Consider the following 24,693-nt stretch of genomic DNA (forward strand, 5'->3'; position numbering starts at 1 on the left):
AGCAACCCAAGCAGGCCTGCCGGAACCTCAATCACCATCGGGCCATCCGAGATATCGACATTCGAACCAATGTAGATTGTGGTTGTATTGGGCGTCAGCCAGATGGACCGCGCGTCCAGCAGGTCTTCTGCAATCACGACGTCATTGGGATTGACGCCCAAGTCTTCGTATCCCTGAAACATAGCCCGAAGCGAAGCGATCTTCATGCCGTCCAAGAACCGGCCCAACTGACGGCAGTTTTGCTCGGGACGCTCCTACGGCCAAAAAACGTGGCTTGGGAGCGGACCTGAACGAGCGGTTCTGAGTGGCGCGGATCAAGGAAGTTGGACCCAATGCGGGCTTTCTTGGCCAAGTCATCCCTGCGGGGTGAGTGCCGTACAGTAGCGATCAAAACTCAGGGATATTGAAAACATACAGGCGCGATTTCTCGGCATCGTCCGTGAGGATGTAGAGAAGCCCTTTGGCCTCATCCAAGGCGATCCCTTCGGGGTGCTTCACGACCTTTCGGTCTCCATTTTTCATATACGTCAGTTCGATCGCATCTGCTGTTCTCGTCTCTGGATCGTACAAAAAGATCTGGCGACCCTTGTCGCTGAGAATCCACAGCACACCCGACACGGACCAAGCCAAACCGCTTACATCCAGTTCATCGTCATTCACGCGATCCGAGACAAAACCAGATCCACGATCCAAAGGGATGACTTCCTGGATTTCAGTCAGGTCCGGTGACACGACCAGCAACAGACGCGGTTGTCCTTCAATGACAACGAATACTCGCCCAGTGTCCGGATCGACGGTGATGCCCTCAGGCCCCTTGTTCAGTGGGTTGCCGACAAGCAGTTCGGCAGCGGCCGGGTACCCCTTGAGGGAGGCAAGTGGGACCCTTGTCAGTTGGATAGGGTCGGTTGGTTGAACGACCAATATCGATCGATCGGTTTCCTGAAGGAGCAAAACCGACCCATCTCTTCGCGACGCGACGCCCTCCAAATCTGATCCGGCCAAAGACGGCAACTCGAAGGAGTTTCCCAATACTCCGTCGATTCCAAGGAGGTGCAGTTTGGGCTCAGCGTCGCTTACAGACCACAGGAAGCCTTCAGCGTTGGACAGCGACAAACCGGAAGGTTCGGAAAATCCTTTTGATTTGTCCGCCACCTTGAATCTATCGACCAGAACCAGATCAGCACTTTTTGCATAGGCAGAGCCAGACCAAGGCAAAAACGCTGCCGCTAGGAAGCTGGCCGCAAGAGCGGATCTTCCAAATTTGCAGAAGCGCCGTGAAACTTCAGGCTTTGACGGAAACACGTGCTTTCTGCCCTTCGATTTTCTCGTGTGTGTGACACACCCCTCTATCGCATTCGTATCACAACTTATCTGCGATGTCGGAAGAATGCGCTTTGAACTCTTTACCTGATCCTCCTTGTTGGGATTGACTTGTAAGGGGCGCGATTTGCGCGTGATGACGTGTACTGTCTGGGCACAAGCAGGAAGGACGATGATTTGAATACGATTTTCCCGTTTGTGACTGTGTTGTTGATGCTGCTGTTGCCCGCTGCGGCGATGTCGCAAATCGACCCGGCAACGATGCTTGCCGGGGCATCGGAATCGGAAATTCTGATCGAACGCAGATGGATCCAGTTTCGCGGCAAACAGGAACTGTATTTCTTTTCTCTTGATGTGCTGGTCACGATCATTCTGGCCGGCTTGATCGTCTATCATCCGGTGCGGCGTAAAGCCCGTAGAAGTGTCGGCGACATCGTCATGCCCAGGCTCTTCTTCCTCTATGCGCTGATCGGCATGGCGGTGGGATTCCTGGTCGTCCAGCACGGGTCCATGATCGGGTTCGTTATCTTCGGCATCGGCGCATTGCTCAGATTTCGCTCCAATTTGGATGATCCGATAGACACTGTCGAATTGATCGTCGTAACCGTTCTTGGGCTTGCGGTCGGATTGGGCCTGCCGCTGATGGCCACACTGGTGGCGGTTGTCTGTTGGTGTTTCATTTGGCTCGGAGGGCGAAACAAGGGCGTTGAAATATCGCTTAAGGCTTCGGACGAGGAGCACTCATTGAACGTCAGCAGCGCCATTGAAGCGATGGCCGCCGACGCCGGCTGGAAGCTGATCAGAAAACACCATGTACCCGGCAAATCCCGAATTTCATTGCTTTTCATTACCTCGGGTGGACTTTCCGAGGCCCGCATCGAAGAGATGATAAACGATTTGGTCCCCGAAAAAGTCGAGTTGAAACTCAGCTTCTAGTCATTTCACAAGGTCTAAACGTTTCAACACCGCATTCGGGGATCTGATCTCTTTCGGGAGCGACTTGAAGTCGACAGACCTTTCGAAATCCGGCCCTCGATATACTGCTATCCCAAACTCTCCGTTCGGCTGGAAGGTGACATGCGTGAAACTGTGAGGTGACCTGGCGCGATCACCGATTAGCCGCCGCGGGCCACCACCCAAGCAAGCTTGCGAAACATAGGCCACGCCGTCTTTCCAGCCAGGGTAAAAAGCATGATGGTGTCCAGACAGGTGCAGAACGACGCCGCTTTGCAGATAGATTCTTTCAAGCGTCGGGTCACCGATGATTTCGCGTTCGCGCTGGATCGCAAACGGCCACAGCGGGAGGTGGCTGAACGTGACAATCGGGTCTCCACCTGCCCCAAGTTGCACAAGTTGGTCCGGCTGATCGCCGGATAGTGGCCCAAGGGTCGTGGCATCCAAAGACGCAAAGGTTATCCCCTGCATTTCAAACGCGTAGAAGAACGGATAGTCATCCGACATCAGGAAGTTGACGTTTGGTTTTCTCGGGCCCCATTCCTCGGCGTATATTTTTCTCTCGCGCTCGAACCCGCGATAGGCCGACGCATCATGGTTTCCCGGCGTGACCGCAAATGGAATTCCGGCAGCCTCCAGCGGGTCGGATACCGCCATGTGAAACGCCTTCCACATCTCTCTGACCTGTTTGTCTGAAAGGTTGGGGATGCGCTGTCCGGCGACCATATCGCCCGTCGAAATCACCAGATCGGGATCAATCTCGATTATCCGCCTGATCGCCTTTTCGATGCGGGCATCGTATTTGACCGAGCCATAGCTGCCGTTCAGATCCGATATGACGATCACGTCCAAAGCGGCCGCTTTGCAGGCGAGCACGACCGTCCAAACGACCGCCGCGACAGTGATCGAACGCTTACGGATCATTGCAGTCCAGGCCCTCCGCCTCGGTATTTTTGTTCAAAAAGAATGTGACAGGGTCCAAGTCAAACACCAGATCGCCTTTGGCACAATTGCTCTTGAGGATGGATGTTGCCAGCGCAGTGTTTTTGACGACCTGCGCAATCTGACGGTCCGACAACCCAAAGCTTTGTGACAACCAGCCGTAAACCGGGCCTTGCGTTTGAAGGTCACTGTTCAACGCAACCAGCCGCCGGTATGTGTTTGGAGAGAAATGCCGCATTTTCTCCAGCATCTGAGTGGATTTCGCGAAGTTGGCATATTCGACCCGCCCACCGGCATCGTTGTCGTTCAGATTGCTGCGACGGATCAATATTGCATCGGCGGGAACGTCTCCATCATTCGGCTGATGGTGCTTCGTTTTCTGGTTCTTCAGTTTTCCGTCTTCGACCCAATACCAGTAGGGCGTGAAATCAATATTTCCCACACGGTCCTGCTGGCTGAAGATGAAGTCGAGCAGAACAATCTCGGTAAGCTCCTGCATCCAGAATGCCATCTGCCGGTCGCTGACATCGGGCCCAAGGTCCTTGTTGATCTGCCGATCCTTTCGGCCTTCCCTGACACCCTCTGCAATGGCCTCGGGCAAGCGTTTTGACGACCGCAAGGCCAGGAAAGCGGGTGTTTCCTGAAAATCGCGATTTTGGCCTTTGCCCCAACCGGACTTGCGGGTGCCGTTGATTTCCGAGCCGTAGCGATGACCGGGGCTATCAAGCAGGACACCGTATATCTGCGTTCGATCCGCGGTGAACAGATCATCCGTCGGTTGGTACGAGTTCGGGTCGGCATCCGCAGCCACGAAAACCCGCCAGCCTTCATGGTTCATGCGCCCGCCATGAGATCCGCCGGAAATCGCAAGGCCGGGCTCTGCAACCTCGGTAAGATGCGCCTTAGCGTCCATGCTGCGCCAGACCGCCACCGGAACTTTCACCGTCGCGTCGAAATACCTTGAGAAATGATAGTAGAGCAGTGACGAGGTGGAAAATGTTCCGCTTGTACCCTTCTGGTTCATGGTGGATTTGAATTTGGCCACTCTGCCATTGGCCAGTTCTTTTGCCGACTTGCCCTCCTTGCAAGCGTTTCTCTCGAACTCAGAGCGGTTCCCCACGTAGGGTCCTTCCGAAATATCGTAGACGGCCATTCCCGGGCTGGTGCTCCAAGTTTTTGGGCAAATGGCGATTTCGGGCGCATAGAAATCGATCTCGCAATAGGCCGTTTCTTCCTCAAGATCGCTGTTCTTGTACTCGCCCGTTGGGACTTTTTCGATCCGAATGCAGCGTTCCGTAACACCATTGGGACTATCAAATGTCGTGGCTTCTCCGCGAACATCGTCGCTCGCCCACAAGGCTGTGGGTGCAATGAGAGCCAGAGACCCCAGAAGATTGAATCTCATTTGGATAGTCCTCCGGATGTCATTTGGGGCAAATCGCGGCCTGTTGTTCGGCGGAGATCTTCAAACTGGGGTCGACACTGAAGTTTGAGAATTTCGAGTCAATCCACTGGTCACACCCGCCCGAACATGGGGCCCCGTTTCGGGCATCATTCCAATATTTCTTGGCCCTGTCTTCCGTCCAGCCGCAAAACTGAACAAGCGCCATTGCCGACAAGGCGCCTGAGGAATGAACGCCCCACATGCAGTGCACCAGGACAGGACCCTTTCCAGGGTCCTCAATCACCTGGTGTATGGCGGCCATGACACTGCCGGGGCGGGACGATCTGGCGTTCTGATAGTCAAAGGATCCGTTTCCACAACTGGTTCGGCCGTATTCAGTGTTCTTGCCGAAATCCGCGTAAAACCCGGCTGAAAACCCTTCATCGCACAGTGTTTCGCGCTGAGCGTTGCTCAAGCCCGTCCGACCCTTGTCGCCGCCCCTGAAGCCAGAGCGATACAAAACCCCGCTTAGGACTGGGCGAAAGAAAGCGATGCCATCGACGCCTCCGTCGCTGCCCTTAGAAAGCATCTGGCTGTTGCTTGGGCCACCGTTTCGACTGGTGACGTCAGAATTCGCCGCGGTTGCCAGAACACCGATGAATATGAGGGACGTCAAAAACCGCATGCGTATTCCTTTCTGTTTTCAGCCAGCGATGCTCACGCTTTTCCTGCCGGCAGTCCCGCCGAGAGGCGCGTTCACGGTAACCAGGTCAGATCGGCGGTTGGCTTGCCGCCCTGAAGCCTTAGATCGGCCACACCAGATTGATGATAAATATGACCACGAAGTAGGCCAGAAAAGCTTTCCAGTTCCATTGGTGTTTGTTTTCTTCGTTGATCACGCCGGCCGATTTCAACGCCAGGTTGGTGATGATCAAGGCGACAACGATAACTGCCGCATGTGCCAGATCGAAATGCAAGTTGAAGCTCCTTTTTTGCAGATTTGGGATAGATGAATGTGTGTCAGCAGTCACCTGACGGCAGCATCGCTACGTCCGAGTATCTTCCCTCAGATGTCGTGATCCGAGCACAAGCACCGGTCTCCTTGTTGAACCAGTACGAGGTCAGCCCTTCGCTTCGGATGAGTTCAAACCCGAGACTTTGAATGCCCATTTCAGCCTGACCCGCTCTTGCGCCTTCAAATGACGACAGATCGCTGGAACTGCCCACAATCGGTGCACTTGCTTCCACTGATCCGCCACTTTCGCCGCATCCTGCAAGCACAGAGACACTGACCGCGCCGATCGCCACTAGGGTCTTGGACTTCATCTGCTTTTCCCCGGTTGTTTTGGAAATGCGGTTCAGGGTTTCAGGTCGATCACCTACTCAATTCCAAAAATGACGTTGTAGTCGACGGCAGAGCTGCCGCGGTTGATGACCTCGACAACATGATCGCCGGATTGCCACAGCTGTCCGCGATACTCCTTGTCCGCAGACATCAATCCCAGCAATTCAGAACCATCGGGGTTGCGAATGACGTAGTCCAAGGATCCATTTCGGGGAGCAACGCGGACGTAAAGGAACTGTTCGTTCTTCGCGCCAAGAACGTATTGCTGCGATTCCCCTGGCGCGAGTTGGCCGACGAGCTCGGCGCCGGTGGATCCGGCATCGAATGTGACGCGCTGGCTACCTGTAGACCCGGAAGCGCCGTCCATGGCTCCGCCACCATCATCCATCGCCTCGACAACCGACATCTCGCCAATGCTTCCGTCCTTGTACGCAATGCAGCGCCAAAGTGTTCCGCCGGCGTCACGCAGGATGACGAGCGTGCCGGCTTCCGAGAACTGTGAGCTTTCGATCGTACCGGATTGACCGTCCGGTCCACCGACCTGTCGCAGATGGTCGATACACGCGTCGTCGGCGTCTGACATGGCCAGGGCGGCCGTTCCGCTGATCGCAAGTGCGGGTGTGAAAAGATTCCAAAAACTGCGTTTCATAAGCAGGTCCTCTGTCGGTCTATCGTAAATGTTATGTTTCCGGTGAGCAGAAACCTCACTTCGCTTCCCGCAACTTTGCCAGAAATTCATCGCATGCCTGTGCGCTGCCGACGTTCTCGTCCGTCGTTTCAATTCCTTGCAATGATGCCATCTCGGAGTTCACGCGATTGAGGATCTGATCTGCTTGCTCGGCGGTGATCAGGTTCTCGGCCTGAGCTCCCTTCAATGTGGTGCACACACCGGCGGACAAGCCCGTCGCAACGCCGACACCCATCGCGGCCCCGCCGCCCAAGGTCATCGCTCCAACCACGCCGAGGATGAGCCCGATCACAAGCCCCAAGATCACTTTTCCCATGTTTTCCTCCCATTTTGCGGGAAAGAGTTCCGCCTTCATTCCTGGCGCAAACCACGTGCCCATCTGCATATCAAAACCAGTGCCAACAGGTTGAGCACCGGTGCAATCGCCGCGAGCCACGGTTTGGCCGACTCTGAGAAAAGGTCCACCGCAAGGACCCAAGGCAGACCCAGCGGCAAAAGGAATACGCCGGACAATGGGTCTCGTTCCTGTCCAAACCAGCCAAAAGTGCCCGTCACAAACGCAAACAACGCCAACAGGTAAAGGGTCGCGAACGCGATGATGGTTATTCTGCAGACCAAGCCGGACCTCAGCGTATCAAGCCAGTGCTGCGCAGCCGATTTCGGCTACGCATCAAACCGGTCACAACGCGCCTTCGTCGCCGAGGAACTCGATACCAGCTGTCGCGCCATCACTGTAGGCAATACAATTCCACGGAGCCCGATCCTCTCCAACCCCAACGGTAACTTGTGTTCCAGCCTCGCTGAACGCGGATGAGAGCACGACCACTTGCGAATTGTTTGTTGTTTTGGCCACGTCTCGCAGACACGCCTGTTGGGCGGGGGTCAGTTCGGCAGGTGCGCTTGACGTGCTGGTGTCGTCACACGCCGCTAGCAGTACGAAACACGTCGCGCCTGAAATCATCATAACTTTGTTAATCATTTTCTTCTCCTCTTGGGTTCGCTGATGCTTGTGGAATAGGTGGTCCTTTTTGCGTGCTCACGTCTATGCGGTCCCCGGTTTTGCCGCCAATGACATAGCTGGCAGACAGATATTCTGCCGATCCCCGGGACCGTGAACAAAGCGTGCTGACGCAATGACGTCATGGGCAAAAACCGGTGCGAAGTTTCGAGGAAGGGTTCGTAAGTTAAGTCCGGGCACCGCGTCCTCCCAACGCTGAATTTCGTGAAATGCCTTCCGACCGCCAGCACTCACTCCAGCAGTCGGAAGGGCCCGACGAAACGGGCGACAGCGACAACAACGGAGGTAAAGCTAAAGTTGTGTCGAATTCGTATGTTTGAATCAATCACAGGATAAATCAATGATTTCTCCGCGCGTAAATTTTGTACGCTTGCCAACGATAGGCTTCTGCATTCAAAGAGAAAAGGCGAGGCCGCTCACGGAGGCTTGGCAGTCGGCCCGCTTGCGCCGCCGTGTTTCGGGACCTTCCGAGCTATCTTAATCCAGTTGGTCAAAACGACGTGATTCGCGGCCCGGTCTGTCGCTCAGGTGGTGCCGAAGGGTCGCCTGGATACCTCCATTACGCACCCGCCCAGAACGTCGTTGACAGTGCAACCCGACTCATGGATGAGATTTGCGCTGATGGTTCCCGATCGTTTCGGCGGTCGGGTAAAAGGGAATACGGTGCGGCGCCGTTCTGACGCCAATTCCGTGACTGCCCCCGCAACTGTAGGCGGTGTGCGACCCCCGGATGCCACTGGGCCGATAGGTCTGGGAAGGCGGGGCAAGCCATACACCGCGAGTCAGGAGACCTGCCATCATCAAACGCAACTCAACCCGGGCGGGGTGTCCCGGAAGGAGGCCAAGATGGCATTTTCGGCTTGCGCCGCTGACATGACTGGTTCCCTTTCCGCCCCGCGATTTCGCGGAGGGCGAAATGAACCGACAATCAACACATCACATCACGGTTTGCCTATCTTGCCGACCCAAGAGCGCAGCCGTACGCCCCGGGCCTGACCTGATCGGACGATTGCGCGCCGCGCTGGCCGAAGACGACGGTTTGGCAGGTTTTGACGTTTCCGGTGCGGCCTGCATGGCCGGGTGCACCCGACCCTGTACCGTCGCCTATCACGCGCCGGGCAAGGCATCTTACCTGTTTGGCGGCCTGACGTCTGAAGAGACCGGGGCATTGGTGGAATTCGCCCGGCTGTACCAGCAGTTGCGCGATGGATGGTGCAGCTCGGTCGACCGCCCGGCCGGGCTTCGCCACGCGACGCTGGCCCGCATTCCAGCCGCGATGGCTGCGTCTTCGGAAAATGCGGATTGCGCCTCATGAGCGCGCCTTTGCTGTCGGTGGATACCGTCACCTGCCCACCAAGACCGTCTGGGGAGTGTTGCTGCACGAAGCCGGCCTATCCTCGGACGAGCCGACATGGTCAAAGGGCCGCGCCGCGATTATCTGGGAAATCCGTTTTCCGCGCGCCTTGCTTGCCGTCATGGTCGGGGCCGGACTGGCGATAGTCGGGGCCACCCTCCAGGCGGTCACAAGAAACCCGCTGGCCGATCCGCACCTGCTGGGCATTTCGGCCGGCGGCGCGTTTGGAGCCATTCTTGCCTTGTTGCATACCGGCTTGTTTCTGGGGCTTCTGACCGTGCCGGTCATGGCGTTTCTGGGTGCCCTGGCGGCCACGCTGACGGTCCTGAGCGTTGCCCGCTGGGCCGGCGCCACAAGCGCGGACCGCCTGGTCCTGACCGGTGTGGCGGTGTCTTTCGTCATCATGGCTGGCGCCAACATTCTGATTTTCCTCGGCGATCCCAAGGCGGCCCATACGGTCGTGTTCTGGATGTTGGGCGGGTTGGGGTTGGCTCAATGGTCATACCTGATCTACCCGCTGGCGATCCTGCTGCCATGCGGCACCTGGTTGTGGCTTCAGGCCGCCAGGCTGAACGCGATGACCATCGGGGATGAGACTGCAAGCTCGTTGGGTATTGCGGTGGCGCGGTTTCGGCTTGGTGTCTTTGCAGCTGGCGCGCTGATCACCGGAGTCATGGTGGCCTTCTCGGGCATGATCGGCTTCGTCGGTCTGATGGTTCCGCATATCGTGCGGTTCCTTGTTGGCGGAGACTATCGACGCGTCGTCCCTCTGTCAGCAATTCTTGGGGCTTTGTTCCTGCTCTGGGCGGATGTAGTCGCCAGAACTGCAATGGCCCCGGAGGACATCCCAGTTGGCGTCGTCACGGGTCTTTTGGGAGGGATCTTCTTTATTCTGTTGTTGAAACGCTGAGTGTTGAGGCCCGTTGGCGGATCATCAGCCAAACGGTGCTTGAAGCTGGCGGAGCACCGGCGAAGGCGCGCGGCAAAGGAGTAGAACTTGCAAGCAAGCCCTTCACTATCTTAGCCGTATTAATGGGTAATGGCGGTGCTGGGAGACCAATGCGAACCAGTCTCTACTAAAATGGCGGCACGCGAGAACACCCGGCGAACTCCGGGCGATTTTCTAACTTTCTGAATTTTCTAGGCTTTGATCGAGCGAAGCGACTTCGAACTGAACGTCACTCTACTCAGGAGTGCCGCGAACCTGGCGCGAAACGTCGCCTACTCGTTTTCAGCAGCCCCTGCCTCGGACGTGCCGAGAAGGCCGTCCAAGACCTTGAACATCTGAAGAAGGGTTTCGCGGGTTTCGTGAAGTCCCGCCCCGATCTTCAACTCACCTCGCCCGGCCAACGAGAGCATAGCTGCCAACACCTCGTTCGAATTCCGCATGAGCTCGACCAGGTGCTCTCCAGCCGGACCGTGGGAGCCGGCAAGCCAGTTCTTGGCCGTTCGCTCCGAGACACCCGTCCAGCGCATCACGATCTTGATCGCCCGATGAGATCCGCCGAGCTCCCGCTTCAGCGCAGCCGCAATGGCCATTTGGTATTTTAATCGATCGACCTTCCCTTCGTCGTCATCTGGAAAAGTCTTGCCCATCTTAGGAAACATTTTTCCGAACCTCCGCGTCTATGCTTCGGCCCCATGGAATCACAGGCATTTCCCGTGACTTGCCGAAGGCGAAAAATGAAAGGCTCGGTTCTTGAGCTGGAGGGACGGACATGACGGAGGCGCAATGGCGCCAAAGGGAGCGCAGCCTCGGCGCGCCGCTCAATACGTCCGCATGTCGACCGAGCACCAACGCTATTCGACCGAGAACCAGTCGGACGCGATCGCGCATTACGCTGAGCAGCGCGGGATCGAGATCGTCCGCACCTATTCGGATGAGGGAAAGAGCGGTCTAAGGATCCAGGGCCGAGATGGGCTCAAGCAGCTCATCGACGATATTCAATCCGGCAAAGCCGATTTCGAAGCGGTGCTCGTCTACGATATCAGCCGCTGGGGCCGGTTTCAGGATGCAGATGAGAGCGCCTATTACGAGTACATCTGCAAACGCGCCGGTATCTCCGTGATCTACTGCGCCGAGCAGTTCGAGAACGATGGCGGCCCGGTCTCGACGATCGTCAAAGGCGTCAAGCGCGCCATGGCGGGCGAGTACAGTCGGGAACTTTCGCAGAAAGTCTTCACGGGCCAATGCCGACTGATCGAACTCGGCTATCGCCAAGGCGGCCCGCCTGGCTTCGGCTTGCGGCGCATGCTGATCGACGAACATGGGGTCGCGAAAGGCGTTCTGGAGCGCGGCGAGCATAAAAGCATTCAGACGGATCGGGTCACCCTTGTCCCGGGCCCGGCCGAAGAAATCGCCATAGTCCAAGAGATATTCCACGCCTTCGTGGTAGATCGAAAGTCCGAGGCCGAAATCGCCGAGGTTCTAAATGCCCGAGGCATCCTGACAGACCTCGAACGGGCCTGGACCCGCGGGACCGTGCATCAAATCCTGATCAACGAGAAATACATCGGCAACAATGTCTGGAACCGCAGCTCCTTCAAACTGAAGAAACGGCGTGTGCAAAACGATCCCGAGATATGGGTCAGAGCCGAGGGTGCCTTCGAGGGCATCGTCGATCCTGATCTCTTTGCCGCCGCAAACGCCATCATCACCGCGCGATCGAGCAAGCTCACCGACGACGAAATGCTCGAAGGCTTGAAGGAAGTATTCGAGGCCGAGGGCTTTCTGTCTGGTCTCGTCATAGACGAAGCTGAAGCGTTGCCATCGAGCAGCGCGTACCGATCACGGTTTGGGAGCCTCCTTCGCGCCTACCAGTTGGTCGGGTTCAAGCCAGATCGGGACTACAGGTACATCGAAATCAATCGGCGCTTGCGCGAGCTCCATCCGAATATTGTCGCCGAGACGATTGCCGGCATCGAAGCTTCGGGCGGCAAAGTAGAGCGGCATCCCCGGAAAGACCTGCTCACGATCAATGGCGAATTCACCGCGTCCCTCGTTATCGTCCGGTGCAGCGAAACCAATGCGGGGTCTCTCCGGTGGAATATCCGCTTCGACATGAGCCTCAAACCGGACATCACGATTGCCGTGCGCATGGATCGGCCGAACCAGCGTCCGCTCGATTACTACCTGCTCCCCAGCCTCGACATGACTCTCCCCCGCATTCGCCTGGCCGAGCACAACGGCTTGTCGCTCGATGCCTATCGCTTCGAGACGCTGGACCGGTTGTTCGACATGGCGGTTCACGTCCCAGTACCGGAGGTGGCCTGATGGCAGACCCGCAACCCCAAGCCCCCGAATTGATTCCGATGGATCGCATCACCGTGGTGAACCCGCGCGTGAGGAACCGAAAGGCTTTCAGAGAGATCGTCGACAACATCGCCGAGCTCGGGTTGAAACGGCCGATCACCGTTGCCGCGCGACAGAGCGAGGACGGCTTGCGATACGATCTGGTCTGTGGCCAGGGGCGCCTCGAGGCTTTCCAGGAGCTCGGCCAATCAGAAATCCCGGCGATCGTCATCGACGCCAGCAGCGAAGACTGCCTGGTGATGAGCCTCGTGGAGAACCTGGCACGCCGTCAGCATCGCGCCCTTGATCTTCTGCGCGATATCAAAGGGTTGAAGGAGCGCGGCTACTCAGGTCCCGAGATCGCGCGCAAAACCCAGCTTTCTCTCAAATATGTCCGCGGCGTCCTTCGGCTCCTCGAGAGCGGCGAGCACAGATTGCTCAGAGCCGTTGAGAGCGGAAAGCTTCCGGTCAGCGTTGCCGTCGATATCGCTGAGGCAAAAGACGCGGAAGTGCAGGACGTTCTCCGCCAGGCCTACGAGAACAACCAGCTGCGCGGCGGCCGACTGATGGCCGCGAAACGCCTGGTTGAGGCCCGTCAGCAATACGGGAAAGGACAACCGAGTGCAGACCGAAAGAAGAGACGAACGCTTTCGGTCGAAAGCTTGATCCGGACCTATCAGAACGACGTCGAGAAGAAACAAGTCCTTCTGCGTAAGGCGACCGCGACACGTAACGAGCTGATGTTCATCACGGAAGCGCTTCGCAAACTCCTGAATGACGAAAACTTTGTCACCCTTCTGAGGGCCGAAGGTTTGGCGACGATTCCGAAGAACCTCTCTGACCGCCTGGCCGCTCGAACGGGAGACCTCTGATGGCACGATCTGGGCGCTCCAAAACGATCAACATGGCGTTTGAGAAAGACCTCATTCAGCTGCCGCTCGAGCAGATCTGCCCGCTCTACGCAGTTCGAAAGGAAACCAAGGAGACAGTGAAATACCGTCAGGTCGTCGCCTCCATCAAAGAAGTTGGGCTCGTCGAGCCCCTCGTTGTCGTCCGCGACCAATCCGATCCCGAGAAATACATGCTGCTCGACGGCCACGTGCGCCTCGCGATCCTGGCGGTTCTCGGAGAGCAGGATGCGCCGTGTCAGGTTTCGACGGACGACGAAGCCTTCACCTACAACAAGCGCATCAGCCGTCTCGCCACCATTCAGGAACACAAGATGATCCTGAAAGCGCTCGAGCGCGGCGTTCCCGAAGAACGGCTGGCCCGGGCGCTCAATGTGAACGTCAAATCCTTGCAGGACAAAAAGCGCTTGCTAGATGGCATCTGCCCAGAGGCAGCTGAGCTTCTCAAGGACAAGCAGGTCGCGCTGACCGGGTTCCAAATCCTGAAGAAGATGAAGCCGATGCGTCAGATCGAAGCCGCAGAGCTGATGGTGACGATGAACAAATACACCGTCAATTACGCCCGCTCACTTTTGGCTGCGACGCCGGCCAGCCAATTGAAGGATCCGGAGAAGCCGAAAGCTGTGAAAGGGATCTCCCGCCAGCAACTCGAGCTGATGGAGCGCGAGTCCGCGAATTTGGAGCGAGAGTTGCGCCTGGTCGAGGACACATACGGCAGTGATCACCTCGATCTGGTTCTGGCCCGCGGCTACGTCGCCAAGCTCATCAGCAATGCTCGCATCACTCGGTATCTCGAGATGTATCATCCTGAGTTTCTGCCTGAGTTCGAAAAGATCACGGAGACGGAGGCCCTGGCCTCCTGATCCGAGCAGTTCGGTCAATTTCGGCTGGACTGCATTCGGGGACCCGGACCCATAGAAGCGCGGGGACCGCAGGAGACGCCGCACGGTGGGGCGGATCGAGTGCAGCGGTGGGGATGGCGGCGATCCCGCGCGGGGCCCACCACGCCGAGATTATCCACTCGGCCAGACTCGCGAGAATTCTCTCGCGACCGGGCCGAAGCGCATATCCACGCGGAATGGCGCTTCGGCCAGCGGTGATCAGACCTTACTTGCCTCAGCCTAGCCTAGCAAAACTTTGCCATTATTTGCCGATATCCAATGCGAACATGCAAACGAAGTGATGCCGACATCCAAACGACAAAACTGTGACGACCGATCAAACATCCAACTTCAGTCGACACGCCGAAGTCGCCTCTGGAGCTGGAACAGAGAGATCGAGCCGCCATCTCGATAACGATTTCCTCGCCAATCTGCATCAGACTGGACAGCGCCAACAGTGAAACCTCGAGGTCGCGCCGCCCACGCACATAAGCAACATTTTTGAAATGTTGGCGCTCTGTTGCAACATACGCGCAATATTGCTATATGTGCGAAATGAAGGATAAGCGAGAGAGCTTCGTGAGGCTAGCAGAGGGCCGTGTGAACCGGGCCCTCAAGGACATTCGGCTGATTGGAAATTTGTCAAATCGGTCCGCCTATAGCTACTCCGATGAGGACGTGAAGAAGATCTTTCGGACCCTGCAGCGGGAGCTTGAGCTGGCTCGATCACGCTTCGGCGATGGCGACAGCAGCGGTTCCGGCGATTTCAGGCTTTAAGCAAAGCCCTTTCAAAGACAGCGATGGAAGGAAGGCTTCGAAGATGGTTGAACCAGTTTTGAAATTTTTGCCAAACGAAGCAGGAGAGAAGGAAGGACTCGGAGACGCTGGAATTGAGACCTTTCGTGACGCGCCCTATGCCAGCTGCGCTAGAGAAGCTGGACAGAACAGTCGCGACGCAGCCACGGGTCTACCCGATCATCCAGTCAGAATGTCCTTCAATGTCTTGCTCCTCGATCACTCGAGCTTTCCGTCCCATGACATCCTGAAAGACACAATCGCGGCCTGCAGCGCCGAGGCGAAGCAAGACCGTGAACGTGAGTTCTTCTCCAATGCCTCCAAGGTGATAGACAAAAAGCAAATACCAGTGCTCGAAATAGCCGATCACAACACGACAGGCCTAGTTGGTCCGCCTGATGAGGAAGAGACCCCGTTCCATTCGCTTGTTAAGGCTTCTGGGGTTACTGCGAAGGACACCGTCGACTCGGGTGGTTCGTTCGGGATCGGGAAAAATGCGTCCTTTGCAGTGTCGGACCTTCAGACCGTCTTTTATGCTACGACTTACAAGGGCGAAGATGGCGAGGCCTTCGCCGCTCAAGGCAAGGTAAAGCTGGTGTCTCACACGAGCACCGAGGGCATCAAGCACAGGGCTACAGGCTATTGGGGTGATCCTCACGGATTTCGAGCTGTGACGGATCGCACCCTGGTACCTGACTGGATGAGACGCACCGAGATCGGCACGTCGATCTTTTGCATGGGCTTTCGCGCGGCTGAAGACTGGGCGGAACGCATGACGTATTCGCTTGTCTCGAATTTCTTTTGCGCCGTTCATCGCGAGCAAATGGTGTTCGAAGTTGACGACGGCAGGATCAACATAAACCGAAACACACTCGAGGACCTGTTCTCGAAGCAAGACATCATCGATGCAGCTGAACGCACGGGTCACCAAGCTGATCTGACCTTCGCAGGACAGCTCTATCGTTGTCTCGTCTCAGATAATGCGGAAGAACAAACCCTTACTATTCCAAAGCTTGGCAAGGTGCGCGTCAGAGTGCTGATCGAAGAGGGCATGCCCTGCCGCGTAGGATTCATACGAAATGGGATGCTGATAACCGACAATCTCCAGCACTTCGGGCATCCTCTCCAACAATTCCGCGGATCTCGCGACTTCATTGTTGTGGTCGAACCGGATGATCTTGAAGCCGGTGTGATGTTGAAGAGGCTTGAGAACCCGGCGCATGACGGCTTCTCGGCGGAACGGCTTCCCGACGCCGCCAAACGCGCAGATGCTGCAACAGCCATGAAGCGCCTTGGCAAGGAACTCAGGGAGATCATCAAGGCAACTACCGGCGTGAAGCATGAGGGCTCGGTGGTCTTGGACGAGCTGGGGCGTTTTTTTGCGGAAACCGGCAAGGCAGCCACACCCGACGATCCGAACGCCGAGCACGATCCTGAGCGATATACTTACGAGTCCACTCGACGAAAATCAAAGTCTCGCAAGGCATCAAGCCCTGCCGGAGGTGAGCGTGGCGGTCGCAGCCAGACCGGGACAGGGTCTGGCGGCAAAGGCGGTGGTAGCGGCTCCGGAACCGGTCGCGGCACGGGCGGTCGTGGCACGGCAGGAGACCGCGAGCCGGTCGTTCTCCGCGATGTGCGTAACCTGATCCGTTCAGACGGTTCCGGAGCAGCTACATCCCGTGAGATTCATTTCACTCCGGAGGCCTCAGGACCGATCATATTGACGGTCCAGGCCACGGGTGTAAACGCACCCGAGGGCCTGAACGTGACGGCTGCTGACGCAGGCGCTCCGGGTTCGGGCGTTCTCACTGTCGATGTAAAGGACGGCGAAAGGTGCAAGGTGACCGTTTCATTCGATGAACCATACGATGGCCCGATCGAATTGATCGCCGTGAGCCGCGCAGAAGTCGAGGAAACGCCGGCATGAGGTTCTCGGAAGAAACGCGCTATCCGCATCCGGTCCTCGCGCACGACACAGGAGATTTCACCGCTGGTGAATTCGACATGACCTTCATCCTCAGCGAAAACATCGCAACGGGGGCGCTCTCCATTCAGCACGAGACCACCCTGACGGAACCCGGGATCCGACAACTCGTCGAGAAAGGCAAGGCGTCAGTGGGCTGCTTCGTACGCTGCACGGATACGTATCATACTGAACTCCGCACTCTGGCATGGCCCAACGGCCGCACCGACTTCGCTGCCGGAGTTCTGCTGAACAGGGTGTCCTTGCGACCGATCGTCTGGTTGAACGACACGCTGGCTGGCTGGGATCCTGGAACCATTCATCCAGAGTTTTCACCGCCGGTGGATCTGGGCCGCGGGGATATTATCGCGATTGGAGAAGAGCACATTATCTCTGTCGGACAAGCCAAGCTTGCTCCCATTGAAAGCATCTTCGAACTGGACCGCTCACCGGACATTCCGGAAGGGACGTTGCAGGTTGAGCTGGAGCGGGACCGAATCACCATTCTCGCTGGAGAGAAGACGCACGAAACCATCATGCTCTTGCGCGAGCAGAAGGCCGGGAAACCTGTGGTGATGAACTCGGTATACCTTCCAGCAGTGATGGAAGTCCTGGATGCGCTGCAAAATGGAGCGGACCAATACGAGTCATATCGATGGCATGCTCCGTTCACGGCCCGCTGCGATGCCCGAGGCGTTGATCCCAAGACGGATACATCGATTCTCGAGAGCGCTCAGAAGCTTCTCGATGGTCCTGCAAGCGGACTGGAGCAGTTGGTAGTGGAGGCAGATAGATGACGGTATTGCCGCTGAGGTTTCTTTCGGAAAAGAAGCTTTCCGAGCTCAGGGAGAGCATCGTGACCAACCGTGACCGGTACGAGGCCGGCGATTTCCTTGATCTCGAGCATGACAACGGCTGGGCTGTCGAGACCAGCACGGTTCAGGTTGATCATGACCTGCTGGCGACTCTAGATGGTACAGCGAGGACGGCAACCGCCGACGTGGACAACTCCCTGATCCTGTTTCAGGCTCTTCCCGGTATGACGCCTGCTCTCGCGCGGGAGGAGCGTGTCTGGGCCAGGCTGACGCACATCGAGTGCCTTGGCTATGCGCGCGACAGGTGGCTCTCGGGGAACAGCGGTGAGCCGCTCGACGCCCAGGTCAGGATCCACATGTTTGCTCAAGGTCTTACTGCGATCCGCGACGACAATGCACTATCCCGCCTTTGGTGGAACATGCACATCGCCAGCATCGCAGATCCGGATGATCCCGAAGGCGCGTTGCGACTTATCCTGAAGACCGCAGATATCCGTAGCAACTTTGTCGAACGCACGAATACGGCTGCTCGGAAGCCGCTTGCGAGAGCCGTCGTCCGCGCAATGCGAAGGGAGCCATGGATCACGTCGAGCGAGAGAGCCTTCAGGGAATTCATGATTGCACTGAACCGCGACGGCGGCGGAATCCTCTTCGAGGCTCTCTCCGACGATGAGGCCGACGCGCTTATGGACACATGTGCTTCCCGAGCCCAGTCACATATTGCGAAGAAGGCTGCTTGAGGCTTCCGCTTTCGAGGTCTCCCCGCTTTAAGACAGCTAGGCGATGTCCGGAACCGCCCCAAATGTCATAGGGTCCTCGATGTCATCGTTTTCTTCCGCGCTTCGCGTCTCTAGAACGTTGAGAATTAGGGCCGCGATCTGCCGTGCTAGGAACGGAGGCACAGCATTCCCAACCTGCACATACTGCTGTGTCCGGTTGCCGAGGAACAGGTAGTCATCAGGGAACGTCTGCAGGCGTGCCGCTTCGCGCACGGTGAGGCTTCGGCATTGCACCGGATCCGGGTGAATGAAATAGTGGCCATCCTTGGAGATATGACTCGTAACAGTTGTCGAGGCCTTCTCGGCAAGCTGGACACGGAAGCGGTCATTGAAGACGCCACTGTGCCAGTTGCGGTGGTCCGGACTTAGTGCCAAGGGAAAATCTCCGGCCTTCGGGCTGTACCCACGGACCGCACCGAACACCGCCGCAAAAAGATAGCGCCCCAGATCCGACACCATGTGCCCACGCGTCTCGTGCTGAGCAGTCGCACGCAGCTCCGGACGTTCTAGCCAGCTCAGGAGGTCGTCATTTGAACTTCCATAGCCTTCCGGAAGCGTTGATGCTGATCTGCGGCTCGGCGCATCGTCCTTCATGCGCCTTGCAACCGTCGAAAATGCCTCCCGAAGTGGGGCGCTCTCCGTTCCCGTGTAGATCTCGGCCAGTACTCTTGCGGCCTCCACCACTTCCTTTCGCCACTCCGATGCATCATCCCGGCCGCGGCTGATACCGCTTCGAAGCTCTGGCATCGTGCCGATCGCATCCTTGACAGTCCGCGGGATAGAGGAGGCAGAGATCTCTGCCCCGGCAGCTTTGCCTGCGAGATCGGATCGGATTCCGACGATGATAACCCTGTGGCGTCGCTGGGGCACTCCGAACTGCTCGGCACGCACAATGAAATCAGACGGCTGCCCGACCTCTCGCAGGCTGGCTCTTCCCTCCTCGACCCGGATCGCCCGAAGCTCATAGTGATGGCCTCGACCAGTACCAAGTGAAGACAGGTCCTCCATCAACATCTCGAAGACAAGACGGCTCTCGACCGTCGAGGACAACATGCCCTTGACGTTTTCCATCACGAAGGCAGCAGGTCGGAGCTTGTCGAGCACCCTAATGTATTCGCGGAACAGATAGTGTCGCTCATCCTCCTCGGGCACGTAGCCGACCTTGCCTTTCGCCCGAGCCCGACCGACAAGGGAGTATGCTTGGCAAGGAGGACCACCGATCAGGACTGTATCATCGTAATCCTTCCGAAGAGTTGCGATGGAACCGTCGATCACGGCAGCAGCATTTTCGGTCCCGAGCTCGAGAGCACGTGCTTCTTCGACGGCCATGCGCCAGGCCTCGCCCTCGACCGATGACCAGTCAGGCTCGCTGATCAGGCCTGCATGAAAATCGATGAACTCTTGAGGCAAGGTTCCATGACACGCCCGGTATTCGCGCAGGAACGCGCGTAGCGTCAGGGTGCGGTGGGCCGATGCTTCCTTCTCGACCGAAATACCGATCCGGAATGGGAAATGCCCATCTTCGACAAGAGAAGCGAACCCCTCACCGAGCCCCCCCGGACCGGCAAACAGATCAACAATACCGAATGAAGGAGGCAAATCAGATTCCTGTCGAATTCCAGTTGAACGCTATATACCAATTTCGAGAAGGAAGACCAGGGCGCTTGTGACTGACATAGTGGACCAGAAGACCCGCTCCCGGATGATGGCCGGGATAAGGGGAAAGAACACAAGACCCGAACTCGTGCTTCGGCAGGCGCTGCACGCTCGTGGCTTTCGATTCCGGCTTCATCCGAAGAATGTACAGGGACGGCCCGATCTGGTATTGGCCAGGTATCGCGCCGTCGTCTTCGTCCATGGCTGCTTCTGGCATCGGCACGAGGGCTGCCGCTACGCCACGATCCCTTCAACGCGCCCCGAGTTCTGGAAAGCCAAGTTCGAAGCGAACGTTCTACGCGACCGCTCCGTCCAGACAACGCTGATGGACGCGGGATGGCGCGTGGCCACAGTCTGGGAATGCGCCCTTCGAAAACAGGATCAGGTTGCGGCTTCGGTCGACGTTCTTTCTGCCTGGCTCAACACCAATGAGCAACGGATCGAGATCGGACAAGTAGATGGATCACCTTCATGACGGCAGGCCGGGGCCCCAGCCTGCCAGTATGCTCTCACAGCACAATGATTTAAGCACGAACTCCCCCTAATCCGGGATGGCCTTGAGGTTGTCTCTCAATTCAACAGATGTCTTGGGACCGAAGATGCTGCGAGCACGTGGCGACGACTCGAGGTCCCGCTTCAGGTCCCGGACCGATCTCCATTTCACTCTCTCCCGATTTCTGGTCAGGCCGCGACCATCAACCAGTTCACGCAGCTTCTGCTGGGCTTCGTGCGATAAGCCCAGAACGTATCCCGTGTAGCAATACTGTTCACCATTCAGTGCCCCAACATCACTGTGATCACTCTCTTCCAGCTCGGGAATCTTTTCCGGCGCCTGCGTGACGAACTCGGTATCGAGCTCTTCCACTTCGTCCCAGTCAAAGAAGGAGAGCTTTTCTCTGGCAGACTGCAGCCAAGGGCTCGGCTCTCCGTGATATGACAAATACAGGTCATTCTTCGCACGCGTCATCGCGACATAAAGTCGACACCCGTCGCGATACATCTCGTCGGCTGGCGTGTCATGAGGCGGAAGCACCCCTTCGCAGCAGTTGACGATCACAACGAGGTCGAATTCGTACCCCTTGGTCTGCTCGAGATCGGACAGAACGAGATGGTCGTGCAGAAATCCCCCGCTGCCATCAAGGGCCCGCAAGCCAAGTTTCTTGGCAAATCTCTCCACTTCGCACGTTGAGTACCCGGCAAGAGCAATACAGCAATTGGAGTTTGGATGTTGCTTCAGGTGCGAATTGACAACGGTCCTTGCATATCCAATTTCCTCCTCCAGAGACCCTGCCTTCAGCACGAGGGGCTCGTTAGAGGAACGATTTGCATACTTCGGGTCGAGGATCTCAAGATCCTTTTCAGGACGATCCAGCATTTCATCATGCAGGTTCTGGTAGAGCACATGATATGCCGCCTCCAGAATCTGTCTTGTGTTCCGGTAGTTGCGCTGGATCCTGCGTCTCCGGCCGCCAATGTCGATACCAGCTTCCGGGAGCACTCGATGCTTGGGCAGGATATGTTGGGCTATGTCTCCGCACAGGAAGATGTCATTTGGACCCGGAGGCACCAATTGCCGCAGGATCGAGAGTTCCATGGTCCCGAAGTCCTGGGCCTCGTCGATCACCACCCTCGTGAAGCGATTTGAGAGCTTGTCCTTGTAGCGCAAGAGGGCAGTGGTCAGGCCGAGATAGTCGATGACCCCGACGGCCTCCATCTTCTGTTCCCAGCCGTCGAGACCCTTCAGGATGGCTCGACGCCACTCCTCCTGGATTGGATGAGTGCGCCCCAATCGCTGGGTCTTCTTGGAATCGGCATAGTCAGTTCTCGTCTCCGGAGACAGAGCCGTGCGGATCCAGTCGAACTCCTCGCGAAGATAGGTCTCCGAGTTGATGCTCTGCGCGCAAAGGCTTTGGTGTATCGGAACCAGAACCTCCGCAGTCCGGGAGTTCGTCCAGCAGCGGTAATATTCCCTGAACACCTCATCGATGTGTTCATTAAGCTTCCATGAAACAGCGTCGTAGTAGTGCACTCTGTCGGGCTCGAACTCGCCTAGAAACTCCTGACACAACTCGAAGAAAGACGTCACCTTCACACGGTACCGGATCTCCGAACTGTCCGCTGCAGCGTCTACCAGCTTTGAGATCAAGCCAGCGAGACTCCGGTTCAAGGTAACCAGAAGAATCTTTTCGGCGTCGCTGGAGCCTGCAAGTCGAAGCGCACGGCGTACTGCAATGCAGGTCTTGCCGGAGCCGGAAACACCGGAGAGCTGCGAAGCGCCTTCGAAGTCCTCCTCCACGATCCTTTCCTGTTCAGGGTGCATGAACAGCATCCACTCAAGATGATCACCTTCGAGGGAGAAGCGTTTGAGCCATTCGTCATATTCCTCGGATCCGACTACAAGCCGCCTGATTGTGTCGCCATCCTTGACCGCGAGCACCTCTGATAACTCACTGTTCTCGATTGTCTTCGTTCGACCAAGGAATTCGTCAAGGCGCAGCTCGGCGTTCTCGACATCATCCGCCGCGAGATGGCAAAGCACGTCCTCAACGAGGTTTCGCCTATCGGTCGACGAAATGTCCTCGCAAATCCCGTGAATCTCATTGGCTGTCACGGTTCCATCCAGTTGGCTCAACTTCACAACTGTTCTTGCCGGGACACTTTCCAGTAGTTCATCAACCCTGGATGAGGAAAGTTTTTCGAGGATCGGTCCTTCGGAGGGTTTCGCTGAAAGAGACAAGACAACGCCCTGTTCAGGAGCGGATTTGTAAATCGGCCGAAGTGTACCGACCTCCCTGTCGAAGGCGACCTCCAAACCCCTGTTCCTGTTCAACCATGCTTCACAGGAATCGTGGTTTCCGACGAACAGCAGTACAATGCATTTATTGGCCTGTTGAGTGATCAAACGGAAGCCATCGCCTAGGTCAAATTTCACACATGACTTGATTCTGCTCTCACCATGATTGGTGATTGGGAATCTCTTCAGATCATCCAATCCACCATGGCTGATCGCCTCAATAATGCCTGAGGCCTTTTCAAATCGCTTCTTGTTCTGCCCGCCAAGCCTGAATAGTTTGTGAAGAGATGCATCAAAATCCTTGTGTCGAAGCAGTGCAACGTCCTGCTCCTCCAACTTCGTTTGCTGCGTTTGTTTAGCCATATATTCTGACCTCGTTGGACTTTTCGGTATGGTCGCCAAATCAATTTCGACCGAAAGACTCCGTCGCTAAAATTAATCTAAGCCGCAGGCTTCAGGAATGTGGAGAAGTGTATATGGGCCTGAGAACCTTTGGCCCGGGATCACCCTCAAAGTGTTCTATGGCCGGCTTCTGTTCCGGCAGCGCGGGATGGGCCCCACCGATCGCCACCGCCAACTGAGGATAGTAGGGTTCAATCTCCGGGTAGGCTTCCTTCAGCTGTTCGGGCATGGCATCGCTCAGTTCAAGCTTCACCCTTTGGTCACCGTCCACAAGAGGTTCGGAAACAAGCTCCTCGATCAATGACAGGCTTGCGCCACCCCCCGTTGGAACAAGATAGACCCTCGCATTGCTTTCCCTGATCGCGAATGCTGCCTTGGAGACCATATCCTTGATCGAGCCATAGATCTTTTCGACCATCGGATCGCGACGAAAGTCCTCAAGGGAGACCTCGACAAGCTCGTCGGTGACAAGTTCGACGAGAACTTCACCCGTCGAAAAAAGTGTTTCCTTCTCGGCTCGGATGGTCCGGCGCAGCGCTCGCTCCGCCTGCAAATACTCAGTGCTGCCCTTTGCGAGAGAACTGTGCTCCAGAATGAATTTCTGGAGCGCGTTGTCTATCGCATTACCTGCAAGGTTCTTGGCATCGCGCGCGCTCTGGATCTCCCACACCTTTGCGCGCTGGCCCCTTCCCTTTACGCATATGCATCCCGCAACATCGGTTGTACCTGCGCCAATATCAAGGATAACGAAATGTTGCCTCCCGGTCGGTTGCGCCTCCATCAACGCACCGGCACCCGCCGCCGTAGCTTCAGCAACAGCTTCCTTGAGAATATCGAACGGCAAATCCTCGTCAGAGGCCTTTCTGGCGGCCAGCAGAAGCTTCGATGCCCGACGGACGTCCAGCTGCGCATCGAAATCCGAAGGGTAGCTCCGCGCGAGGGCAATCGCCTCCGCAACGATCCGACGCATCGAGATTGAGTTCTGCTCTGCGATTTCCTTCTTCCATGCCGGATGTGTGTAGCGCATCGAAAGGGACTGCGGCAGCCCAACTGAAGCAAGAGACTGGTCCACCATTCTTACAAGGTGAGAAAGATAGAGAACGAGAGCATCCCTTTCCGCAAAGATCCCATCCGGATCCTTGGCTTCGGGCAACATACGTTTCTCGAGGTTCGAAACATCCTTGCTCAAGGTCATGTACTGTTTCGGGTTATCAATTAGCTGGTCCTGCTCGGCGGCTATGTCGTCAAAGATCTTTCGCGCGGACCGTCCGAAGTAAATCTCACCCCGATGTATCAGGAGCTCGGAGGGCATGAGATATCGCGCTGATCCTTCAGCATCGGGGGATAGCGCGATATCGATCAGTTCAGGGGCTTCTTCGGGATCATCTCCTTCGCTAGCATAG

Annotated in this window: 23 protein-coding genes and 1 riboswitch; of the genes, 10 read left to right on the forward strand and 13 right to left on the reverse strand. The window is 56.8% G+C overall.

Annotated features, from left to right (window positions below):
* Window positions 1-227, reverse strand: a 227-nt coding sequence (locus tag AC2FM5_RS13450) for a DUF1254 domain-containing protein (RefSeq protein WP_496736162.1), incomplete at its 3' end; no start/stop codon positions are given.
* A gap of 160 nt (window positions 228-387) precedes the next feature.
* Window positions 388-1,302 carry an SdiA-regulated domain-containing protein gene (locus AC2FM5_RS13455; RefSeq protein ID WP_496736164.1) on the reverse strand — a complete coding sequence of 305 codons (915 nt, stop codon included), beginning with the start codon at window positions 1,300-1,302 and terminating at the stop codon, window positions 388-390.
* 195 nt (window positions 1,303-1,497) lie between these two features.
* Here AC2FM5_RS13455 and AC2FM5_RS13460 point away from each other — a divergent pair, with 195 nt between their 5' ends.
* On the forward strand, window positions 1,498-2,256 hold the full coding sequence (locus AC2FM5_RS13460) for a DUF4956 domain-containing protein (protein ID WP_170342381.1): 759 nt from the start codon (window positions 1,498-1,500) through the stop codon (window positions 2,254-2,256).
* On the opposite strand, the gene AC2FM5_RS13465 is transcribed toward AC2FM5_RS13460, so the two are convergent.
* From AC2FM5_RS13465 to AC2FM5_RS13495, 7 genes are all read right to left on the reverse strand, one after another.
* Window positions 2,257-3,120, reverse strand: coding sequence for a metallophosphoesterase family protein (locus tag AC2FM5_RS13465; protein ID WP_496736200.1), 864 nt, complete (start codon window positions 3,118-3,120; stop codon window positions 2,257-2,259).
* 67 nt (window positions 3,121-3,187) lie between these two features.
* Complete coding sequence (locus AC2FM5_RS13470; RefSeq protein WP_170461130.1) at window positions 3,188-4,621, reverse strand: hypothetical protein; 1,434 nt, start codon at window positions 4,619-4,621, stop codon at window positions 3,188-3,190.
* 782 nt (window positions 4,622-5,403) lie between these two features.
* Window positions 5,404-5,577 (reverse strand): hypothetical protein, encoded by a 174-nt coding sequence (locus AC2FM5_RS13475; RefSeq protein ID WP_170342373.1) that lies wholly within the window; start codon window positions 5,575-5,577, stop codon window positions 5,404-5,406.
* 43 nt (window positions 5,578-5,620) lie between these two features.
* Window positions 5,621-5,926, reverse strand: a complete 306-nt coding sequence (locus AC2FM5_RS13480; RefSeq protein WP_170391759.1) for a hypothetical protein — start codon at window positions 5,924-5,926, stop codon at window positions 5,621-5,623.
* Window positions 5,927-5,979: 53 nt separating this feature from the next.
* On the reverse strand, window positions 5,980-6,594 hold the full coding sequence (locus tag AC2FM5_RS13485; RefSeq protein WP_496736167.1) for a hypothetical protein: 615 nt from the start codon (window positions 6,592-6,594) through the stop codon (window positions 5,980-5,982).
* Between the two features lie 55 nt (window positions 6,595-6,649).
* The gene (locus tag AC2FM5_RS13490) at window positions 6,650-6,988 is read right to left on the reverse strand and encodes a hypothetical protein (protein ID WP_496736169.1); all 339 of its coding nucleotides are present in this window, start codon (window positions 6,986-6,988) and stop codon (window positions 6,650-6,652) included.
* 324 nt (window positions 6,989-7,312) lie between these two features.
* Entirely contained in the window at window positions 7,313-7,612 is a 300-nt protein-coding gene (locus AC2FM5_RS13495) for a hypothetical protein (RefSeq protein WP_093963780.1), read from the reverse strand.
* Between the two features lie 644 nt (window positions 7,613-8,256).
* A riboswitch (cobalamin riboswitch) is annotated at window positions 8,257-8,464 on the forward strand.
* A 103-nt stretch (window positions 8,465-8,567) separates the two neighbouring features.
* On the opposite strand from AC2FM5_RS13495, the gene AC2FM5_RS13500 reads away from it, so the two are divergent.
* Window positions 8,568-8,966 carry a DUF1636 family protein gene (locus AC2FM5_RS13500; protein WP_170448608.1) on the forward strand — a complete coding sequence of 133 codons (399 nt, stop codon included), beginning with the start codon at window positions 8,568-8,570 and terminating at the stop codon, window positions 8,964-8,966.
* Complete coding sequence (locus tag AC2FM5_RS13505) at window positions 8,947-9,915, forward strand: FecCD family ABC transporter permease (protein ID WP_496736172.1); 969 nt, start codon at window positions 8,947-8,949, stop codon at window positions 9,913-9,915. The genes AC2FM5_RS13500 and AC2FM5_RS13505 overlap by 20 nt, the downstream gene beginning before the upstream one ends.
* Window positions 9,916-10,226: 311 nt before the next feature.
* On the opposite strand, the gene AC2FM5_RS13510 is transcribed toward AC2FM5_RS13505, so the two are convergent.
* Entirely contained in the window at window positions 10,227-10,613 is a 387-nt protein-coding gene (locus AC2FM5_RS13510) for an XRE family transcriptional regulator (RefSeq protein WP_496736174.1), read from the reverse strand.
* A gap of 124 nt (window positions 10,614-10,737) precedes the next feature.
* Between AC2FM5_RS13510 and AC2FM5_RS13515 the strand changes: the two genes are divergently transcribed.
* From AC2FM5_RS13515 to AC2FM5_RS13540, 6 genes are all read left to right on the forward strand, one after another.
* Entirely contained in the window at window positions 10,738-12,279 is a 1,542-nt protein-coding gene (locus AC2FM5_RS13515; protein ID WP_496736176.1) for a recombinase family protein, read from the forward strand.
* Window positions 12,279-13,169 carry a plasmid partitioning protein RepB C-terminal domain-containing protein gene (locus AC2FM5_RS13520; RefSeq protein WP_496736178.1) on the forward strand — a complete coding sequence of 297 codons (891 nt, stop codon included), beginning with the start codon at window positions 12,279-12,281 and terminating at the stop codon, window positions 13,167-13,169. Before AC2FM5_RS13515 ends, AC2FM5_RS13520 begins: the two co-directional genes overlap by 1 nt.
* Entirely contained in the window at window positions 13,169-14,068 is a 900-nt protein-coding gene (locus tag AC2FM5_RS13525) for a plasmid partitioning protein RepB C-terminal domain-containing protein (protein ID WP_496736180.1), read from the forward strand. Before AC2FM5_RS13520 ends, AC2FM5_RS13525 begins: the two co-directional genes overlap by 1 nt.
* Window positions 14,069-14,798: 730 nt before the next feature.
* Complete coding sequence (locus AC2FM5_RS13530) at window positions 14,799-16,808, forward strand: hypothetical protein (protein WP_496736182.1); 2,010 nt, start codon at window positions 14,799-14,801, stop codon at window positions 16,806-16,808.
* Window positions 16,805-17,641: a hypothetical protein gene (locus AC2FM5_RS13535; protein WP_496736184.1), complete on the forward strand. Its 837-nt coding sequence runs from the start codon at window positions 16,805-16,807 to the stop codon at window positions 17,639-17,641. The genes AC2FM5_RS13530 and AC2FM5_RS13535 overlap by 4 nt, the downstream gene beginning before the upstream one ends.
* Window positions 17,638-18,399, forward strand: coding sequence for a DUF6339 family protein (locus AC2FM5_RS13540; protein ID WP_496736188.1), 762 nt, complete (start codon window positions 17,638-17,640; stop codon window positions 18,397-18,399). Before AC2FM5_RS13535 ends, AC2FM5_RS13540 begins: the two co-directional genes overlap by 4 nt.
* 36 nt (window positions 18,400-18,435) lie before the next feature.
* Here the strand turns inward: AC2FM5_RS13540 and AC2FM5_RS13545 are convergent, their stop codons facing one another.
* Window positions 18,436-20,037, reverse strand: a complete 1,602-nt coding sequence (locus tag AC2FM5_RS13545) for a DNA cytosine methyltransferase (protein WP_496736192.1) — start codon at window positions 20,035-20,037, stop codon at window positions 18,436-18,438.
* 67 nt (window positions 20,038-20,104) lie between these two features.
* Here AC2FM5_RS13545 and AC2FM5_RS13550 point away from each other — a divergent pair, with 67 nt between their 5' ends.
* Window positions 20,105-20,569, forward strand: coding sequence for a very short patch repair endonuclease (locus tag AC2FM5_RS13550; protein WP_496736194.1), 465 nt, complete (start codon window positions 20,105-20,107; stop codon window positions 20,567-20,569).
* Between the two features lie 66 nt (window positions 20,570-20,635).
* Here AC2FM5_RS13550 and AC2FM5_RS13555 read toward each other — a convergent pair whose 3' ends face one another.
* Window positions 20,636-23,251, reverse strand: coding sequence for a 3'-5' exonuclease (locus AC2FM5_RS13555; protein WP_496736196.1), 2,616 nt, complete (start codon window positions 23,249-23,251; stop codon window positions 20,636-20,638).
* Window positions 23,252-23,342: 91 nt separating this feature from the next.
* Window positions 23,343-24,693 (reverse strand): hypothetical protein (locus AC2FM5_RS13560; protein WP_496736198.1); only part of this gene is annotated, 1,351 nt, incomplete at its 5' end.

This window comes from Ruegeria sp. BHSA162, from assembly GCF_059613385.1.

What these genes read in the sequence shown, in the direction of transcription:
- AC2FM5_RS13515 (WP_496736176.1), top strand. Translation starts at nt 10,738, where the DNA reads ATGGCGCCAAAGGGAGCGCAGCCTCGGCGCGCCGCTCAATACGTCCGC.
- AC2FM5_RS13555 (WP_496736196.1), bottom strand. Translation starts at nt 23,251, where the DNA reads ATGGCTAAACAAACGCAGCAAACGAAGTTGGAGGAGCAGGACGTTGCA.
- AC2FM5_RS13490 (WP_496736169.1), bottom strand. Translation starts at nt 6,988, where the DNA reads ATGAAGGCGGAACTCTTTCCCGCAAAATGGGAGGAAAACATGGGAAAA.
- AC2FM5_RS13520 (WP_496736178.1), top strand. Translation starts at nt 12,279, where the DNA reads ATGGCAGACCCGCAACCCCAAGCCCCCGAATTGATTCCGATGGATCGC.
- AC2FM5_RS13505 (WP_496736172.1), top strand. Translation starts at nt 8,947, where the DNA reads ATGCGGATTGCGCCTCATGAGCGCGCCTTTGCTGTCGGTGGATACCGT.
- AC2FM5_RS13480 (WP_170391759.1), bottom strand. Translation starts at nt 5,926, where the DNA reads ATGAAGTCCAAGACCCTAGTGGCGATCGGCGCGGTCAGTGTCTCTGTG.
- AC2FM5_RS13510 (WP_496736174.1), bottom strand. Translation starts at nt 10,613, where the DNA reads ATGTTTCCTAAGATGGGCAAGACTTTTCCAGATGACGACGAAGGGAAG.
- AC2FM5_RS13535 (WP_496736184.1), top strand. Translation starts at nt 16,805, where the DNA reads ATGAGGTTCTCGGAAGAAACGCGCTATCCGCATCCGGTCCTCGCGCAC.
- AC2FM5_RS13495 (WP_093963780.1), bottom strand. Translation starts at nt 7,612, where the DNA reads ATGATTAACAAAGTTATGATGATTTCAGGCGCGACGTGTTTCGTACTG.
- AC2FM5_RS13485 (WP_496736167.1), bottom strand. Translation starts at nt 6,594, where the DNA reads ATGAAACGCAGTTTTTGGAATCTTTTCACACCCGCACTTGCGATCAGC.
- AC2FM5_RS13470 (WP_170461130.1), bottom strand. Translation starts at nt 4,621, where the DNA reads ATGAGATTCAATCTTCTGGGGTCTCTGGCTCTCATTGCACCCACAGCC.
- AC2FM5_RS13500 (WP_170448608.1), top strand. Translation starts at nt 8,568, where the DNA reads ATGAACCGACAATCAACACATCACATCACGGTTTGCCTATCTTGCCGA.
- AC2FM5_RS13540 (WP_496736188.1), top strand. Translation starts at nt 17,638, where the DNA reads ATGACGGTATTGCCGCTGAGGTTTCTTTCGGAAAAGAAGCTTTCCGAG.
- AC2FM5_RS13525 (WP_496736180.1), top strand. Translation starts at nt 13,169, where the DNA reads ATGGCACGATCTGGGCGCTCCAAAACGATCAACATGGCGTTTGAGAAA.